Origin of the sequence: Vibrio sp. M250220, from assembly GCF_036533795.1 — a bacterium.
Taxonomy (GTDB): Bacteria; Pseudomonadota; Gammaproteobacteria; order Enterobacterales; family Vibrionaceae; genus Vibrio.
In genome coordinates this window covers 1-17,567 of sequence record NZ_JATABI010000026.1, presented here as the reverse complement: position 1 = coordinate 17,567, position 17,567 = coordinate 1, and the positions used below count along the sequence as shown (strand labels likewise).

15 protein-coding genes and 1 pseudogene are annotated in these 17,567 nt (G+C 43.3%); 7 read left to right on the top strand and 9 right to left on the bottom strand.

The window, feature by feature from the left end; genetic code table 11:
* Positions 1 to 9: 9 nt before the first annotated feature.
* Positions 10 to 363 (bottom strand): DUF3024 domain-containing protein, encoded by a 354-nt coding sequence (locus tag QTN94_RS10640; protein ID WP_331427627.1) that lies wholly within the window; start codon positions 361 to 363, stop codon positions 10 to 12.
* Between the two features lie 172 nt (positions 364 to 535).
* On the opposite strand from QTN94_RS10640, the gene QTN94_RS10635 reads away from it, so the two are divergent.
* The gene (locus tag QTN94_RS10635) at positions 536 to 1,366 is read left to right on the top strand and encodes a phosphate ABC transporter substrate-binding protein (RefSeq protein ID WP_331427626.1); all 831 of its coding nucleotides are present in this window, start codon (positions 536 to 538) and stop codon (positions 1,364 to 1,366) included.
* Positions 1,367 to 1,592: 226 nt separating this feature from the next.
* On the opposite strand, the gene malK is transcribed toward QTN94_RS10635, so the two are convergent.
* The gene (malK, locus tag QTN94_RS10630) at positions 1,593 to 2,711 is read right to left on the bottom strand and encodes a maltose/maltodextrin ABC transporter ATP-binding protein MalK (RefSeq protein WP_138973190.1); all 1,119 of its coding nucleotides are present in this window, start codon (positions 2,709 to 2,711) and stop codon (positions 1,593 to 1,595) included.
* Positions 2,712 to 3,364: 653 nt separating this feature from the next.
* Here malK and malE point away from each other — a divergent pair.
* From malE to malG, 3 genes are all read left to right on the top strand, one after another.
* Entirely contained in the window at positions 3,365 to 4,546 is a 1,182-nt protein-coding gene (malE, locus tag QTN94_RS10625) for a maltose/maltodextrin ABC transporter substrate-binding protein MalE (protein WP_331417484.1), read from the top strand.
* Between the two features lie 74 nt (positions 4,547 to 4,620).
* Positions 4,621 to 6,195, top strand: a complete 1,575-nt coding sequence (gene malF / locus QTN94_RS10620) for a maltose ABC transporter permease MalF (RefSeq protein ID WP_331427625.1) — start codon at positions 4,621 to 4,623, stop codon at positions 6,193 to 6,195.
* 12 nt (positions 6,196 to 6,207) lie between these two features.
* Complete coding sequence (gene malG, locus QTN94_RS10615) at positions 6,208 to 7,098, top strand: maltose ABC transporter permease MalG (RefSeq protein ID WP_331427624.1); 891 nt, start codon at positions 6,208 to 6,210, stop codon at positions 7,096 to 7,098.
* A gap of 336 nt (positions 7,099 to 7,434) precedes the next feature.
* Here the strand turns inward: malG and QTN94_RS10610 are convergent, their stop codons facing one another.
* Together QTN94_RS10610 and QTN94_RS10605 are read right to left on the bottom strand one after the other, a co-directional pair.
* Complete coding sequence (locus QTN94_RS10610; RefSeq protein WP_269375684.1) at positions 7,435 to 7,680, bottom strand: hypothetical protein; 246 nt, start codon at positions 7,678 to 7,680, stop codon at positions 7,435 to 7,437.
* 123 nt (positions 7,681 to 7,803) lie between these two features.
* Positions 7,804 to 8,289, bottom strand: coding sequence for an acyl-CoA thioesterase (locus tag QTN94_RS10605; protein WP_269375683.1), 486 nt, complete (start codon positions 8,287 to 8,289; stop codon positions 7,804 to 7,806).
* A 296-nt stretch (positions 8,290 to 8,585) separates the two neighbouring features.
* Between QTN94_RS10605 and QTN94_RS10600 the strand changes: the two genes are divergently transcribed.
* A complete protein-coding gene (locus tag QTN94_RS10600; RefSeq protein WP_331417482.1) occupies positions 8,586 to 10,358 on the top strand; it encodes an amidohydrolase in 1,773 nt (590 codons plus the stop codon).
* A 101-nt stretch (positions 10,359 to 10,459) separates the two neighbouring features.
* Entirely contained in the window at positions 10,460 to 10,666 is a 207-nt protein-coding gene (locus QTN94_RS10595; RefSeq protein ID WP_331417481.1) for a hypothetical protein, read from the top strand.
* Positions 10,667 to 10,861: 195 nt separating this feature from the next.
* Here the strand turns inward: QTN94_RS10595 and QTN94_RS10590 are convergent, their stop codons facing one another.
* Together QTN94_RS10590 and QTN94_RS10585 are read right to left on the bottom strand one after the other, a co-directional pair.
* Complete coding sequence (locus tag QTN94_RS10590) at positions 10,862 to 12,298, bottom strand: glyceraldehyde-3-phosphate dehydrogenase (protein WP_331427623.1); 1,437 nt, start codon at positions 12,296 to 12,298, stop codon at positions 10,862 to 10,864.
* 337 nt (positions 12,299 to 12,635) lie between these two features.
* Positions 12,636 to 12,962 carry a hypothetical protein gene (locus tag QTN94_RS10585; RefSeq protein WP_331427622.1) on the bottom strand — a complete coding sequence of 109 codons (327 nt, stop codon included), beginning with the start codon at positions 12,960 to 12,962 and terminating at the stop codon, positions 12,636 to 12,638.
* Between QTN94_RS10585 and QTN94_RS10580 the strand changes: the two are divergent.
* A pseudogene (locus QTN94_RS10580) lies at positions 12,942 to 13,934 on the top strand (sensor histidine kinase); the annotation flags it as partial. The gene QTN94_RS10585 and the pseudogene QTN94_RS10580 overlap by 21 nt on opposite strands.
* Before the next feature lie 121 nt (positions 13,935 to 14,055).
* Here QTN94_RS10580 and QTN94_RS10575 read toward each other — a convergent pair.
* The 3 genes from QTN94_RS10575 to QTN94_RS10565 form a co-directional block, all read right to left on the bottom strand.
* A complete protein-coding gene (locus QTN94_RS10575; protein ID WP_138973198.1) occupies positions 14,056 to 14,505 on the bottom strand; it encodes a dCMP deaminase family protein in 450 nt (149 codons plus the stop codon).
* Positions 14,506 to 15,205: 700 nt separating this feature from the next.
* Positions 15,206 to 16,216, bottom strand: a complete 1,011-nt coding sequence (locus QTN94_RS10570; RefSeq protein ID WP_331427621.1) for a hypothetical protein — start codon at positions 16,214 to 16,216, stop codon at positions 15,206 to 15,208.
* Complete coding sequence (locus tag QTN94_RS10565; RefSeq protein WP_331427620.1) at positions 16,216 to 17,433, bottom strand: hypothetical protein; 1,218 nt, start codon at positions 17,431 to 17,433, stop codon at positions 16,216 to 16,218. The genes QTN94_RS10570 and QTN94_RS10565 overlap by 1 nt, the downstream gene beginning before the upstream one ends.
* Positions 17,434 to 17,567 lie beyond the last annotated feature (134 nt).

Here is a 17,567-nt window from a genome sequence, read left to right as displayed (position 1 = left end):
CGCTCGCTATCAATCACTCCAGAACATCTGTTTGGGATCTTTATCTATTTCTCGTATCAGGGCGGTCAAGTCGGTACTGTGAGGTAGAAATGGGTAAGGTATCCAAGTGTCTATTTGAGTTTCATGGGGGATGAACAACTGCCAACGTTGGGTATTGGCGCACCAAGATAGTTTCGCAATATAATCCATGTAATCGCAGTGAGCTGAATCGAGTAAGAAATGCTGTTTTATGAAGATGACACCGTTATTGGTGACCTCGTAACGGGCTTTACCTAACTCGGCTGGTGTGTTTTGGTTTCTCATTTTACAGATCGACTCTGCACGACTTTCAACCTGACGTTGTAGCAAACTTACTAATCCCATTGCACTCTCACTTCAGTAATGTGCTGTATTCTAATCAGAGCAGAATACCTAATGTATACAGATACTATTTACATCAGAACTATTTATCTGCCCAGTTTTTCACAAAATTGTCATCTTATGGAAATATTATGAGGTCGGCTAACTCGAGTCTATCAACTATCAGGAGAAAAATATGATTCGCATTGCGCTGGCTGCACTTTTATCTACATCATTGGTTTCAGCGCCAATATTTGCGAAAGAAGTAAACGTATCAGGTTCAACTTCTGTTGCACGTATCATGGATGTCTTAGCGGAAAAATTCAATGCCACTCACCCTGAAAGCTTTATAGCGGTTCAAGGTGTAGGCTCAAGTGCGGGAATCACGCTTGTTAATAAGGGTGTTGCAAACATAGGAATGAGCTCGCGTTACCTGACTGAGAGTGAACAAACTGAATCATTGACGGTGATGCCAATTGCTTACGATGGACTCGCTGTTGTCGTGAATAAGTCGAATATGGTTGACAATGTGACACGAGATCAGTTGTTTGATATCTACAAGGGCAAGATTACTAACTGGAAGCAGATCGGTGGTAGTGACCAAAAAATTGCTGTGGTAACGCGAGAAGCGTCTTCAGGTTCGCGTTATAGCTTTGAAAGCTTAATGGGCTTAACTAAGACGATTAACGGTCGAATGGTCTCGGACATCAATCCAGATAACTTAGTCGTTAATAGCAATAGTATGGTTAAAACGATCATTAACCATAACAAGCAGGCGATTGGTTTTATTTCAACGGGTTCGGTAGATAGTTCGATTAAAGCAATTCAGTTTGAGGGAGTCGATCCTAATACCAATAACATTGCGTCAGGGAAGTATGGATTGGCCCGCCCGTTCTTAGTGCTTTACGATCAAAGTCGTCTGAGCGAAAGCGCTCAAGAGTTTGTACACTACTTGGCGGAAGATGAAGCGAAAAATCTGATTGATGAGTACGGTTATACCTCCATCAGAGACAAAAAACAGAAGTAATAGCGATTTTCCACGACTTTGTTGGGTAATTTGATGGAACTAAATCAGGAAGTTACGATCTGATCAGCTACATCAGTTAATCAGCGTAGCCTTATGCTGAAACCTCGTTACAAAACAAGAAAACAGGGCTAGGTATGGCTGAAACAATGATGATCGCCTATAGAGATTAAATAAGCCCCTATGAGTAGGGGCTTTCTATCAGCGGGAGTTTTAATGAGCAGACTTGTTAGTCGAGCTCCACTCCAGATTCTTTATACAATCGACGACATGCTTTGCCGTCACTGTGGAACAAGTGGCAACGGTGAGCTGGAATGCCTACAGATAACTTATCACCTGGTTCAACCGCTAGGGTATCCGGTTGACGGAAGATCATGTCTGCATCAGCGGCATCGATATGTAGATAAGCTTGTGTCTCGTTACCTAGTTTTTCGACGATATTGACTTCACCTTCAATGATTGCGTCACCTTGATTTGACGGTAGTAAATGTTCAGGACGGATACCCAGTGACATACGTTCACCACGCGTCACTGTCGTGCCATCGACAGGGATCCAGAAAGTCGTCCCGTTTGCCAACTGAACCATAACGCGCTCTTTCTCAACGGCTTCGATAAATACACTCATAAAGTTCATTTTAGGAGAGCCAATGAAGCCTGCAACAAATCGGTTTTGTGGGTAGTGGTAAAGTTCTAAAGGCTTGCCCACTTGAGAGACAAAACCAGCATCCAATACCACGATTTTGTCAGCCATGGTCATCGCTTCTACTTGGTCATGCGTTACATAGATCATGGTGCAGCCCAGTTTGCGCTGTAGCTTTGTGATCTCTGAACGCATCTGTACGCGAAGCGCAGCATCTAGGTTAGACAGAGGTTCGTCTAGTAGGAATACATCGGGTTGCGAAACGAGTGTTCGCCCGATTGCAACACGTTGACGCTGACCACCAGAAAGCGCTTTTGGTTGACGTTCTAGAAGATGACTGAGCTGGAGGATTTCCGCTGCGTGTTCAACGCGTTTATCTATTTCGTTTTTATCCGCTTTGGCAAGTTTGAGACCAAAAGACATGTTGTCGTAAAGGTTTAGGTGAGGATAAAGTGCGTACGACTGGAACACCATGCCGACCCCACGCTTTGATGGCTCAACGTCGTTCATTCGTTCATCGCCAATATATAGGTCGCCGGAAGTGATGTCCTCTAAGCCAGCGATACAGCGTAGCAGTGTAGATTTACCACAGCCTGATGGACCAACAAATACGACAAACTCACCTTCTTGAATGTCTAGATCTACATTCTTTGAAATCAGTAAGTCACCGTAAGCTTTACATACATTTTTTAACGTGACACTCGCCATCTAGCTCGTCCTCGATCAATTTTATATTTTACTGCCTATCATTATATGAATTATGGACAAGGCAATAATAGTAGGAATTAGGTAAGAAAATGGATTTTTTACAGGTAAGAAAATATGGGTGAAGGAGTTCCTCGCGACACCCATCAAGCCAAAGTCAAGTTTACTTCCCCCGTGTAACACAAGCGTCTCCCCCGGTTGAATCAGTTACCTGAATACCTATGTCACTTGTGTACTCTTAGCAAACCCTCGCGGCGTTGCAACCAGTGACATGATTCATGTCTTACTGGAAAGGGTTCTTACCATCCACTCTTGGATGACTGCAGTTTGCGGAAAAATGAGGTCAGCGACATCCTCCTATACGCAATAATTGTAGGGGGAGTAGGAGGGGATGAGGTTATCAAGGGATGAGAAAGCACAAAGAGATCAAGTTCAAATTATTGCTTGCATTTATATAGAGTTCGATCACGTTCGAGAGTTGATTTGTGACTTAGGTCGCTAACCTGTATCGATGGAGATCACGAAAATAGTCCATAATAGCGAGGGCGTAGGGAGTAGGAGGATGAGCCATTGATTCGTTTGGCTGAAAATAACTGCTGAAATACGGTGAAGCCTCTGGTTGAGCCCTACAACACAAATATAAAAAGGATATGAACATGAAAAATGCCCTAAGCACAGTAGCACTAGGAACTCTTGTTGCTCTTGGCTCATTTGGCGCAAATGCTGCTATCGAAGAAGGTCAACTAACGATCTGGATCAATGGTGACAAAGGCTACAATGGACTTGCTGAAGTAGGTAAACAGTTTGAAGAAGATACTGGTATCAAGGTAACAGTTGCTCACCCTGACGCACTTCAAGACAAGTTCCCACAAACTGCTGCAACTGGCGACGGTCCTGATATTGTGTTCTGGGCCCACGACCGTTTCGGTGGCTACGCAGAAGCGGGTCTACTGGCTGAAGTGAACCCGTCAAAACAACTTAAAGAAGGTATTGTCGATTTTGCTTGGGATGCAGTTAAGTACAACGGCAAGCTAATCGGCTACCCAGTAGCGGTAGAATCTCTATCTCTTATCTACAACAAAGATCTTGTACCAAATCCACCTAAGAGCTGGGAAGAAGTCGCGGCTCTAGACGCTAAGCTAAAAGCAGATGGCAAATCCGCAATCATGTGGAACCTGAAAGAACCGTACTTCACATGGCCTCTAATGGCAGCTGATGGCGGTTACGCATTCAAATATGGTGCAGCTGGCTACGATGTGAAAGATGCAGGTATCGCGAAAGATGGCGTTAAAGACGCAATGAACTTTGTGAAAGGTCTTGTCGACAAAGGCGTGATTTCTTCAGACATGGATTACTCTGTCTCTGAGTCAGCGTTCAACCAAGGTAAAACAGCAATGACAATCAATGGCCCATGGGCTTGGGGTAACATTGAAAAGTCTGGCATTAACTACGGTGTAACGACGCTACCTAAGTTCAACGGCCAATCTTCAAAACCTTTTGTTGGCGTACTAACTGCTGGTATCAGCACTGCTTCACCAAACAAAGATCTCGCGGTTGAGTTCATTGAGAACTACCTACTAACCAACGAGGGTCTACGTAAAGTAAACAACGACAAACCACTTGGTGCGGTTGCTCTTAACTCATTCCAACGTGAACTTGATGCTGACAAGCGTATTGCAGCCACAATGGACAACGCAATGAATGGCGAAATCATGCCTAACATCCCACAAATGGGCGCATTCTGGGGTGCCGCTAAAAACGCAATCATTAACGTTGTTGACGGTCGCCAAACTGTAGATGCAGCACTTGCTGATGCAGAAAAACAAATGACCAAATAATTTAGTAATACCCTTTTGAGGAGAGGGTAACCTCTCCTCCTTTTCAAGTTTTATTATCGCTAGCAGGTTCTCTTATGCAGTCAGTTCAAGGTACAGATGTTATGCCATCTACAACAACGAGCTTGCCATCAAGTAAAAGCGTATTCATCAAATGGGGCGTATTGGCCTCTGTTGGTATTGTTAATGGCTACGCAACCGTTCTTATGTATTCTCGTGGTGAGACGGCTTTTGCGCTACTTACCCTTATTTTAACCGCTCTGGCGTTGTACATTTTTGGTAGTAAAAAGACATACGCACACCGTTACATTTATCCAGGCATCGCAGGCATGATTCTATTCATCCTGTTCCCTCTTGCTTACACGGTCAGTCTTGCTTTCACTAACTACAGTGCGAAAAACCAACTTTCATTTGACCGTGCCCAAGTGGTACTGATGGATCGTACATTCCAAAGTGGTGATAGCTATCCATTCACTCTGTATAAAACAGAGACAGGTCACCTTCTTTCAATTAAGAAGGGTGATCAACTGCTAGCAACTGATGTTTTTGACCTTGCTTCCCTGACAGCAACCGATATGGATTTGAAGCCTGTTGACTCGATCGAGGGTGACAAGGAACAAATTAAGACGATTATCAGCCACAAAGTGGCACTGGGTAATCTCGACCTGCACCTTCCAAATGGTGACGATATCCGCATGAGCGGCTTACGTAAGTTTGCTGCGGTTGTACCGCTCTACACGATGCAAGATGACGGCGAGACGCTCTACAACAACCGTACTGGTGAAACTCTACGTCCAAACATGGAGATTGGTTTCTACCAGCCTATTGATGAGAACGGCCAATTTAGTGGTGCGACGGTATCTCCAGGTTTTGTCGTCGACATTGGTGCGAAGAACTTTGAGCGAGTTTGGAAAGACGAAGGTATTAAAGAACCGTTTGTCAGCATCTTCATTTGGACAATTCTTTTCTCAGCGTTGACCGTTGGTCTGACCGTGATCATTGGTCTGGTACTTGCGAGTATCGTTCAATGGGAGGAGATTAAGGGTCGTGCAATCTACCGAGTGTTGCTAATTTTGCCTTACGCAGTGCCAGCGTTTATCTCAATCCTAATCTTTAAAGGTTTGTTTAACCAAAGCTTTGGTGAGATCAACATGGTACTAGAAGCACTATTTGGTATCAGTCCATCGTGGTTTTCAGACCCGCTAACGGCGAAGGCAATGATCGTCATCGTTAACACTTGGCTAGGTTTCCCTTACATGATGATTCTGTGTATGGGTCTGCTTAAAGCGATTCCGGATGACCTTTACGAAGCCTCGGCAATTGATGGTGCTAACTTCTTTGATAACTTCCGTACTATCACATTGCCGTTGATGATCAAGCCGCTTACTCCGTTACTTATTGCGAGTTTCGCGTTCAACTTTAACAACTTTGTTCTAATTCAGTTGTTGACTCAAGGTGGACCAAACATGATTGGTACTTCTGAGCCAGCGGGTTACACCGACCTACTTGTAAGTTACACCTACCGTATCGCTTTTGAAGGTAGTGGTGGACAGGACTTTGGTCTGGCAAGTGCTATCGCAACGCTTATCTTCCTATTGGTTGGTGGATTGGCACTACTCAACTTACGCTTCACTAAGCTGTCTCAAGATTAAGGAGTACTGACAATGGCAATGGTACAAGGTAAGTCACTTAAATACCGCGTATGGGCGACGCATATTGCCCTATGGATTTTCTTGTCAGCGATTATCTTCCCACTACTGATGGTGGTTGCGATCTCATTCCGTGAAGGTAACTTCGCAACGGGTAGCCTGATTCCAGATAATCCGTCACTGGAGCACTGGAAACTGGCATTAGGTTTCTCTGTTACAAACGCTGATGGCTCGGTTACACCACCGCCGTTCCCTGTTCTTACTTGGTTGTGGAACTCTGTGAAAGTTGCGAGTATTACATCTGTGCTTATTGTGGCTCTGTCTACTACTTCAGCGTACGCTTTTGCTCGTATGCGTTTTAAAGGCAAAGAAACGATTCTGAAAGCAATGATGATTTTTCAGATGTTCCCAGCCGTGCTAGCCCTTGTGGCACTTTATGCGCTGTTTGATAAGTTGGGTCAGTACATTCCGTTCCTTGGTTTGAATACACACGGTGGTCTAATTTTCTCTTACCTTGGTGGTATCGCACTGCATGTTTGGACCATCAAAGGGTACTTTGAAACGATTGACACCTCATTGGAAGAAGCCGCAGCTCTTGATGGCGCGACACCTTGGCAGGCGTTTAGATTGGTACTACTCCCTCTTTCTGTGCCAATTCTTGCGGTAGTGTTTATTCTGTCGTTCATTGGTGTTGTAGGAGAAGTTCCTGTGGCGTCGCTGCTACTTTCTGATGTAAACTCTTACACATTAGCGGTTGGTATGCAGCAATACCTCTACCCTCAAAACTATTTGTGGGGCGATTTTGCAGCGGCAGCAGTACTGTCTGCCTTACCAATAACCATCGTATTCTTACTTGCTCAGCGCTGGTTGGTCGGAGGATTGACCGCCGGTGGTGTGAAAGGTTAATAAGAACGATAAGGGCGACCGCAAGGTCGCCCATTTGTTTCTCTGCTTAACACTTTTGGTTTGGCCGCCGATCAGTTAAGAAGAGAGCATAACTGGCGTTACGCATAGCTGGCTGTTAGCTAGATTCCTTACTATTGACTACTAACAGTTTTTGTAACCATTACCCGGCTTGTCCGGGTATTTTTATGTCTGAAATTCAGCTACCAAGGGATTATACGGAGGCAAAAATGGAACGGCAGGGTCGAATAGCTGTGTTGCGAGGAGGCGGTGATTACAAAATGCAACGCATAGACGCGTTGCAGATAGTTGCGGCAAAAAACACAGAAATGCTAGGATTTATAGCTCGCGGTTAGAAGGTGCACAGCCTAAATGTTGCAGAAGCACGTAGATACTTTCCTGTGATAACGCCACTTTGCGAAAGAGATCAGCAAACAGCTCATCACCACCGAAGCAAGTACGAATGTAGTGGTTAATCTCTGTGTCGTTATATCCTTCAACGTACATTGTTCTCACCCATTGATATTCGATCGCTTTAAGGTTTAACAGCGTTGTTTCACTCAATGTGGTTTGACTCAGGTTCAAGGTCTATTCCTTCAATTGTGTCTGTGCTCAAGGATTTAAACAAAGAAACATGAAAGAAAAATGACAGAGGCTGGGTTGTGGTGCCAAAACACTCTCTGCCATCACAACCGTGTGTTGAATGGGTTATTTCAGATACTTGACGTGAGCTTCCATCTCTTCACCGATCTGCTTGCGCATATTCATCAGACGGATGGCTGAGTCGCGTAATTCGATGTCTTCAGGTGTCTCTGGAATCCATTCTGGAACAGACGTTGGTGTACCTGTTTCATCCACTGCTACCATGATCACGATGCAGTGAGTTGTAAGACGATTTTTGAGCTCTTTAGGATCGCAAGCCTGTACATCGATTGCGATATGCATGGAGCTTCGACCTGTGTAAATCACTTTGGCACTGACTTCGACCAAGTTACCCACATGAATAGGTTGAACAAAGCGAATTCCGCCTGCGTAGGCAGTAATACAATACTTACCACTCCATCCGGCAGCATTAGCATATGCCGCTAAATCTATCCATTTCATTACGGCGCCACCATGGACTTTACCGCCAAAGTTAACATCTCCGGGCTCAGCTAGAAAACGTAAGGTTATATCTCGTTGACCAGTACTCATCTGTCAATCCTTATTGTTATAGGTGTGTTTGCGACTCGTTAAAACACTAGATAACAAAACTGTCAATTATCTGCAACATCTATTGGAGTTTAGACGCAAAAACAAGGTCTGAAGCCTGATATTGTAGTCGTATGCAGATTTAAGAAGTCTCATTTTTGATACGCGTAGGGAATGAGGTATTGCCCTACATTATTTGTTTGTTAAATGTGGATAAATACGCGTCAGTTATGAAATCGTCTGCCAAGAAAATCGTTTGTTTTGATGCAGGATTCGAATAGATAAGTAAGAGAGATAATATGAAGTTATTTACGGCTAGAAAAACATATTTGGCTGCTGCGGTACTCGGTATGTCTGCGTTATTAAGTGCATGCAGCCCAGCAGACAAAGTTGATACTGCAAACAGTTCACCCGCGCCATCAGGTACGCTTTACTTGGGGGGCTCTGTGATTACCATGAACGACGAGCAGCCGAGAGCGGAAGCCGTGTTTGCTGATGATCAAGGTCAGATTCTATTTGTTGGTCAAGAAGATAAGGCGAAAGCACTTTATCCGAGCGCGAAAGTGATTGATCTCGGTGATAAAGTGATTATGCCAGGCTTTATAGAGCAACATCTTCACCCCTTCTTAGGTGCTCTTACATTGAGCATGCCAGTGATCGCTCCAGAAGAGTGGCAACTTCCAAGCCGCACATGGCCAGCTGTTGAAGGTCATGAGGAATATCTAGCTGCACTCAAAACGGTTGAGGCTGAACTGACTGATCCCAATGAGGTACTTTGGACATGGGGCTATAACAATTTTTTCCATGGTGAGTTAAATCGCCAGGTACTGGATAGCGTTTCCAAAACTCGCCCGATCGCCGTTTGGCACCGTTCGGCGCACGAGTTCTATGTTAATAGCGCCTTTGTCGAACGCTATGGTCTAAATCAACAGGATATAGATACACTTGGCACTGAAGTGCAAGGGCAATCTGATCTTGCTAACGGCCATTTCTGGGAAGGTGGGGCGCTTATTTACTTGCTGCCACGTATCTACAAAGATCTTGGCAATCAGGAAAGATTCGAGTTTGGTCTAAATCAGATGGTTGAGATGCTGCATCAAAAAGGCGTCACAGCCTACAATGAGCCAGGGGCATTTATCCCAGCCGAGATGACAGAAACGTATCTGAGAATATTAGGCGCAGAATCGACGCCTATGTATTCATTCTTCACTCCTGAGAGCAAAACGCCTTTCCTAATGAAGGGTAAAGAAGGAGTGGTTAAAGCGGTCGAAGAGGTGACTAAAACCTTACCGGAAGAGGGAAAAGTTCGTTATTTCGACAAGCAGATTAAGATCTTGTTTGATGGCGCAATCATTTCACAGCTGATGAAAATGAAAGATGGCTACTTGGATGGTCACCATGGAGAGTGGATCCAAACACCAGAAGATGTGGAAGCCATTACGAAAGCGTTCTGGGAAAAAGATTACCAGATCCTCGTACACGTAAATGGTGACGAAGGTGTTGAAAAACTAATAGAGATTATGAAGCGTCGTCAGGCTGAATATCCTCGTGATGATCACCGCTTTACAATCGTTCACTTTGCAAACTCGACCGATGAACAGATCAAAGAGTTGAAAAAGTTAGGGGCTATTATCAGCGTCAATCCATATTACGTTACTGGATTTGGCCAACGTTTTGGTGAGGTGGGTCTAGGTGAAGAGCGAGCTCACTCTATGGTGCGCCTAGCCACGATCGAGAAAGAAGGAATTCCTGTGTCACTTCACTCTGATATGCCTATGGCTCCATCAGATCCATTGTTGTTAGCGTGGAGCGCTGTAACACGTCAAACAAACCAAGGACAAGCCCTGCGTCCGGATCTCGCCTTGTCACTGGATGCAGCACTTCGTGGTATTACGATTGAAGCGGCATACTCTTGGGGAATGGAAGACAGTCTGGGCAGTATTGAAGTAGGTAAAGTGGCGAACTTTACGATTCTAGAGCAAGACCCGTACAAAGTGGATGTACACAATCTTAAAGATATACCCGTTTACGCGACGGTATTTGAAAGCAAATTATTCCCAATCGATAAGTAACAATAACGCCCAACACTGTTGGGCGTTTTTTTAAAACTTCTGTTCATGTTTGATTCATTTTGAGTTCGTTAAGCTAAAGCTAACTTAATAGAGGATTGATTATGAATAGAATGATTACTGGCGTATTTGCGCTTTTCATCGGTTTATTTACCCTCATATTTGGCTTGATTCTAGCTATACCGCTAACGATAGCGGCGCTTATTACAGGTAAAAAACTCGAACGAGCAATTAAAATGAACCACCCTATGTTCAGCCAAGGTAATCGTAAAAACGTTATTGAGGGTGAATTTGAAGAAGTCTCCAAATAAAAACCGTAGCATAGACGGCACTTGATACTCTCTCGTGGTGAAAACAAAAAGGCCACTTCCATAAAACAGAAGTGGCAACTACGGGGGATTATTATAGGTATTAGTGTTGTGGAGTTTTGCTCCCGAGAAGGTGAGAGCGATATTCTGTTATAAGCTGGCTCTATTCAATAGAACCCGCTTATTTATCCCGCGAGATTATTTTGTAGGGAACGTTTTGTAACGAACACCCATCATCTGTTCCATACAATGAACAACTTGGCAGCTGTAGCCGAATTCGTTGTCGTACCAAATGTACAGAACACAACGGTTATCTTGAGCAATCGTCGCCGCGCCATCAACGACACCAGCAAAACGAGAACCAACAAGGTCTGTTGATACGATTTCAGTAGATTCAGTGTAATCGATTTGGGCCGCTAGCTCAGAGGTCAGAGCGACTTCACGTAGGTAGTTGTTCAACTCTTCCTTGTTAGTCCCTTTTTCTAGGTTAAGGTTTGCAACAGCCATAGAGACGTTAGGAGTTGGTACTCGAATTGCGTTACCAGTTAGCTTACCTGCTAGTTCAGGTAGTGCTTTGGCAACCGCTTTCGCTGCACCCGTTTCAGTCAATACCATGTTTAGCGAAGCGCTACGACCACGGCGCTCTCCTGAGTGGAAATTGTCTATTAGGTTTTGGTCGTTAGTGAACGAGTGAACGGTTTCAATGTGACCAGAAGTGACAGTGTATTTATCATTGATCGCTTTTAGTACCGGAGTAATAGCGTTCGTTGTACAGCTCGCCGCAGAAATAATCGTGTCTTCAGGTTGAATAACGCTGTCGTTAACACCAAACACAACGTTCTTAATGTCGCCTTTGCCTGGAGCCGTCAGCAGAACTTTTTCTGCGCCGTTACACTCTAGGTGTTGGCTCAGACCTTCAGCATCACGCCATACACCTGTGTTATCAACAACGAGAGCGTTCTTGATGCCATAGCTGGTGTAATCAATTTCTTGTGGTTTGTTTGCGTAGATAAACTGGATAAAGTTGCCATTTGCAATGATTGCTTTGCGCTCTTCATCAACAATGATGCTGCCATTGAACTGACCGTGAACAGAATCACGACGTAGCAAGCTCGCGCGTTTTTCTAGATCGCCTTTTTTACCACCACGAACGACAACGGCTTTTAATCTTAGTGGGTAGCCTGGGCCGCTTTTCTCAACAAGTAGACGAGTAAGCAGACGGCCTATACGACCAAAGCCGTAAAGCACGACGTCACGTGGTTCCGTAACGCTCTTGCCATCCATAGCACCCATTAGAGCAGTGTGAAGGAAATCCTTTACGCCATGCTCATCATCTCGTCCTTTCCAGAACTCGTGCGCAAGCTGACCAACGTCGACACGACATGGTGACAGTTCCATTTCAGATAACGCTTTAATCAGTGGAAGAGTTTGTTCTGGGGTAAGAGAAGTACCTGTGTAACGGCGTGCTAGACGGTGAGTTTTGATGATATCAATGGTTGCCGCGTTGACTAGTGTTTTACCGAAAAGTAAAACTTCTACGCCTTTCTGACGGTAAAGCTGACCAAGCAGGGGAGAAATAGATTCCGCAATCGTTTGGCTAGTTTGCCAGTCTAAAAGATGTTTCTCTGGACTCATGTTTCGTTTGGACCTTTCACGTTTTGGGGACTGACTCTACTTTGCTGTTGTAGGGGAGCAGGTAGAGATAAATAAACTATGTATTATTTTTGTAATTTTTATGCGGCAGGATTGTAAGGTCTAACATCTTATTCTGCTAGTAAAATTAATATGAGACCTAAAGGCCATAGATTGAGGGTGATTTGGCGAAAAATACTGTAATGAGTACGAGGGATCGCCTATTGACATTTTTAAAGGATGTAGCTTATTTCGTGATAAAAAATACTTGTCACACATAAAATGTGTAACAAGAATGCGATTTATCTCTCCTGTCTGTGATCAGAGTTGATTAATACACTTAAAAGGTAAACGATACACCCGCGGAAACGACATCGACTTTAGACGCGAGCGGTTTGCTCGGATCTTGCAACTGAGTAAACTGTCCACTGATCACGTTTTGCTCTCCTGTGAACCGTTGCCATTCGAGAGATGTATTGATTTGTGGTGTCCAGTCATAACGAAATCCGACTAAGTAGCTTTCGCTGGTTCTTGAAACCCGAGCCTGACCATATTGAATATAAGGTGTGATTTTCCCCAAACTGTAATCTAGCCCCGCATACCAGTTAGCACTAATATCCTTGGTTAAGATAGCTTCTGCTTGAAAGTGCAACCACTGGCTAGCCATAACTCTTCGATTGCGATTCACAGCTTAGATTTGGTGCTTTCTGATTTGAGTTGGCTCTATTACTGGATGGAGAGAGAGGCTTGGCTGACTCAGGAAATCAACTGGTTCGGTTGGGTATACACAGATTATGCGGAGGAGTACTTTCGTATCAGTGAAAGGCAGCAGTTCTATTTGGACAAATTTATTAATCTCGGCGCGGACTCTGAGCAGATCGATGTGCTACTCGACATTTTGGCTAGCCGAGATTTTCAGCAAGCACTGTGGTTAATCGCAATTTTAGGCGTTACCATTTTTACTGTGATGTTTACCTGGGGATATAGCACCCTGATGCGAATCAACAGCGAGCTCAACCAAATCATAGAACAACAAAAAGAGTATGAACAAAAACTGGTAATGGCAAAAGAAGACGCTGAGGCAGCCAGCCGAGCAAAAAGTATCTTTCTTGCCAATATGTCCCATGAGATTCGCACGCCCCTAAACGGAATTATTGGCATGGCGGAAATACTCTCGGATAGCCATCTATCGAGCAGCCAGAAAGAGATTTTGTCGGACATTGATACCTTGTCTCATGCCCTGCTAGTGCTGATCAACGATATTTTAGATTTGTCTAAGATTGAATCTGGAAACCTGATGCTATCAATTCACAGCGTCAGTTTACGAGAAATGGTGTTTGACACAATTAATATGATTAGTTCAAAAGCGCTAAAGCAGGACGTCGAATTGAAAGTTGAGTTCGCGGATGATCTTTCTAACCATATTGATATCGATGACTCTCGCTTTAAACAAGTTCTGATGGACTTGCTCAGTAATGCGGTGAAGTTCACCCAACAGGGATCGGTCAGTATTGAAGTGGCAGCACAGGAAGGGTTCCTCGTTTGTCATGTTGCTGACAGTGGGGTAGGCATTTCACAGGAAAAGCTGAGTGAAATTTTCAAGCCATTTACTCAAGAGGATGGCAGTATTACACGCCGATTATTGCCTTGACGGCTAGCGTATTGCCTGAAGAAATTCAGAATTGTTTTGGCGTTGGTATGGACGCTTATCTGCCTAAACCCTACAAATCACAACAATTGTTTGAGACCTTAAATTTTAATTAAGGTTGACCAAGTTCGCTCAATGGCAGCCAGTTCACTTTTACGCCGGCTTGCAAAAACATCTCTTGGCTTACGGTGATTTTGTCTCCCCAACGGGATAGAAAGTCAGCTGTTTGCTCAGGGCAGTGGACTGCGGAAATACCTGTCTGGATAATTTTAGCGGCGCAATTCGGGCAAGGAAAGTGAGTTACCCAGATTTCACATCCATCTAAATCACGTTTAGCAAACAAAATGGCGTTTTCTTCTGCGTGAAGCGTTTTCAAATATTTCATCTCTCGATCATCGGTCATCGCGCTATCGGAAATACCGTGTGGGTAGCCATTGAAACCCACAGAGACAATTCGGTTCTGTTTAGTAATAACGGCGCCAACCTGAGTAGACGGATCTTTACTCCAAGAGCCGACTAATTCCGCCATTTGGTAAAAACGTTGAGCCCACTTAGAAATCATTGAGTCTGTCCTCTAAAAGATATCGGCCTAGAATTGAACTAGGTTAATTGAGTTCTGTGATATTGATCTGGTCATAATATCCTAATTTAAGTGCAGTTAGTCCAGAAAAAAGCGCTTCTGTTTGGTGGATTCACTCTCGTACAAGGAGGCTTAGTGATCCAAGTCACTTTATCAAAATAGAAGAATGCAGTGATGCGCCTGTCACCTTGTGCGAGATCTCTCACGAGGTCGTGAGCATTGAGAGCTTGGTTGTTTGAGAAAAACAGTAAAGTTAATCGTAACTTATTAATATTAAATGTTTTGTATGTTTCTTGAGCAAAGGAAAAGTTATCAAAAATGAAAATTTACCCGTTGTGAAAAAATACCGTTCGCTTAATCTTAATTCGTCGGCAGGATGCAGACACGGAACAGGAAAGACCCAAGGATAGGTCATCTTCAGGAAGAAGATTCGATTATTCAGGATGAATAATTGGCATGGAAAGCGAAGGACACCGCTAGGAAGGCGATGATAAGGAAAGTGCTGAAGGATTCAGCGTACTATCAAGGAATAGATGCAGGGAGCACCTATTAGTAGCCGGATTGCTGCGAGTAAGAATAGACCCCACTAGGCGAAGCTTAAGTCAAGAAGTTTTTTTCTAGTGGGGTTATTTTTATGCAATGAATAAACCTCCCACGAAGGGAGGCTATAGTATTAGTGTTGCTAGTTTTTAAATATCGGTTCTTCCACTTGTAAAACGATATCCCATGCACCAACACTTTGTAAAATGGTACGTCTACCTGTAACAATCCAGCTACCTGTAAACTCTTTTGTGTAGTCGCTGTTTGGTATAGTGATAAAGTCCCCGATGTTAATATTTTCATACAACATATTAAGGGTTAGTGTTCGTGCAGTAGCTTCACCCATATCTTCTGTTACCATTTCATTTTCTGTAACATCTGTTATCTGTTTAATGGCCTCTACAGGAATATCATACACTGTACGGGTCAAGGTTGAATCGTTGTGAATAGGTTGCCAAAGTTTAGGAAAGATATTAACTTTACCGTTAACCACACTATAAATTAAATCATGCTTATCTAATGTACGGTTTAAAGCTGTATCTACCTTTTCTCTGTAACCTCTACCACCGGATCTAAGCTTCTTTTGCTCAAGGTGATTAATTACTAAAGTACCTGCATTAAGCCCACCTTTTTTAATCAAATCCCTTACAACATCGGCTTCACTTAAACCTTCTGCATATCTAACGTTAAGTAATGTGTTGTTAAACTGCATACCTGCACTACTTAAGCTGATATCGTAGCGAAGGTCTGGCGGTAAACCTGTTGTTTTTATACGCTTAACAGTACCGAAAAACACGGGAACTACTTTACCTTGCCAACCTGCTTCGATTTGTACAACACAACGAGGATCACTTAGCTCTGCAACCTCTTCTTTACTTAAGTTGTATAAACTCAGTATTTGTTGCTCCGTCGTGTTACCGTGAGCACTAGCAATTTGTTGCCCTTCAAACTCAAATGTAAAACCTCTTGGGTCATCTAGGTTATGTTTTACATAGTGTTTCGAGGGTAATACAAACAATTCTTGTAAATCTCTATCTTGCTTTTCAGGGGCTGCAATAGCCCCATCAATATTGTTACTTTTGAGAGAGGTGTTAATACCAAAACTGATACGGTAACTAATACCCCAATATTCTTGCCATTTTTTATAAAACATTAATACCACCCGTTACTATATTGTGCATTTTTAAAAGCCTCTGTATTTACCACTTGTCTAGCAACTACATTACCATCTAGGGTTAACGTACTGTACACAGCTACTTCACTGTTACCTTGGTTTACAGTAACCGTTTGAGTTGTAGGTTTAGGTGTTGTAGCTACTGGTGTATTAGGGATAATAGGCTTAGTTTGTCGGTTCTCTGATTTAAGATCGTCAGGTAACATAAAATCAGGAACAATACTCAACACACTATCAATCACAGCGTTAATAGTTGCTGTCAGTGCATCTTGTAAAGGTTTGAGTAGGTCATCTAACCAAGTAGTCATTTCCTCCACTCCCTCTGCTAATGCGCTCCACGTAGCTTTTGAGGCATCCGTTAGGGATACGAACACATCCAGAAGGGGATTAAGTGCTAAACTTATAACATTTAAAACTACACTTAACATCTCACCAAACACTGTAGCTACATTACTTAACACTTTACCAATCTTCCCAAACATCTCCAGAGTGCTAGGGGATAAGCTATTAGTAAATTCTTTGAACATACCAAGAGGGATAGCAGCAAGCTGTGAAGTGAACTTATTCAACTCAGACATAAAGCGGTTAGCATCTGCCATATCACTATCGTTAAAAGTAGTAGCATTAGCGGAGGCCGTTTTAAATTCCTCTGAGCGCATACCAACAACAACATTAGTAAGGTCTGAACCAAATGCCTCTAGTGCAAATGTAAGTTGTTTCTGATCCATCCCTTGAGTAGCTGCTGCAATCTTTTTGACTACCTCAACACTGTCACCCTCAAAAAATTTATTAGCTGACTCTTTACTACCATCAATAACACCCGCTTCTAATAGTTTGTTGAGTAGGATACTACCTTCACCCTTCTCAAACTCACCAGTTTTAGCATTAAATGTTGATTCAGCTACAGTCTCAGCGTCTTGTTCTACATCTGGTAACATTGCCTTAAACATACCTTTAAACTGCTCCAAGTGGCTCATAGCACCCTTAAACACCTTACTATTAAGGATAGGGGAGGCTAATTGCTCTTCAAATTGCCATACCAATAGATCAAGAGAATCAACACTAGAATTTTCTAGATAAGTGTTGATCTTTTCTGGTGTGGTTAGTGGTTCACCTTCACTGTCAATTAATGCACCAAGTAGCGATAGCTGTACTTCTTCAAATAACTCATCTGTAGAATTTTGGTAAGCGTTCACCAGCAGTCCATTGACAAAAAGTGTGAGTTAACGCAATTGATCCAACATTCCTAATTGAGTGATCATTTCTAGCCGTCATGCTTAATGCATGAAGAAGAAAAAATCTAAATTCTCATCTTCGCCGCCCGTGGCCT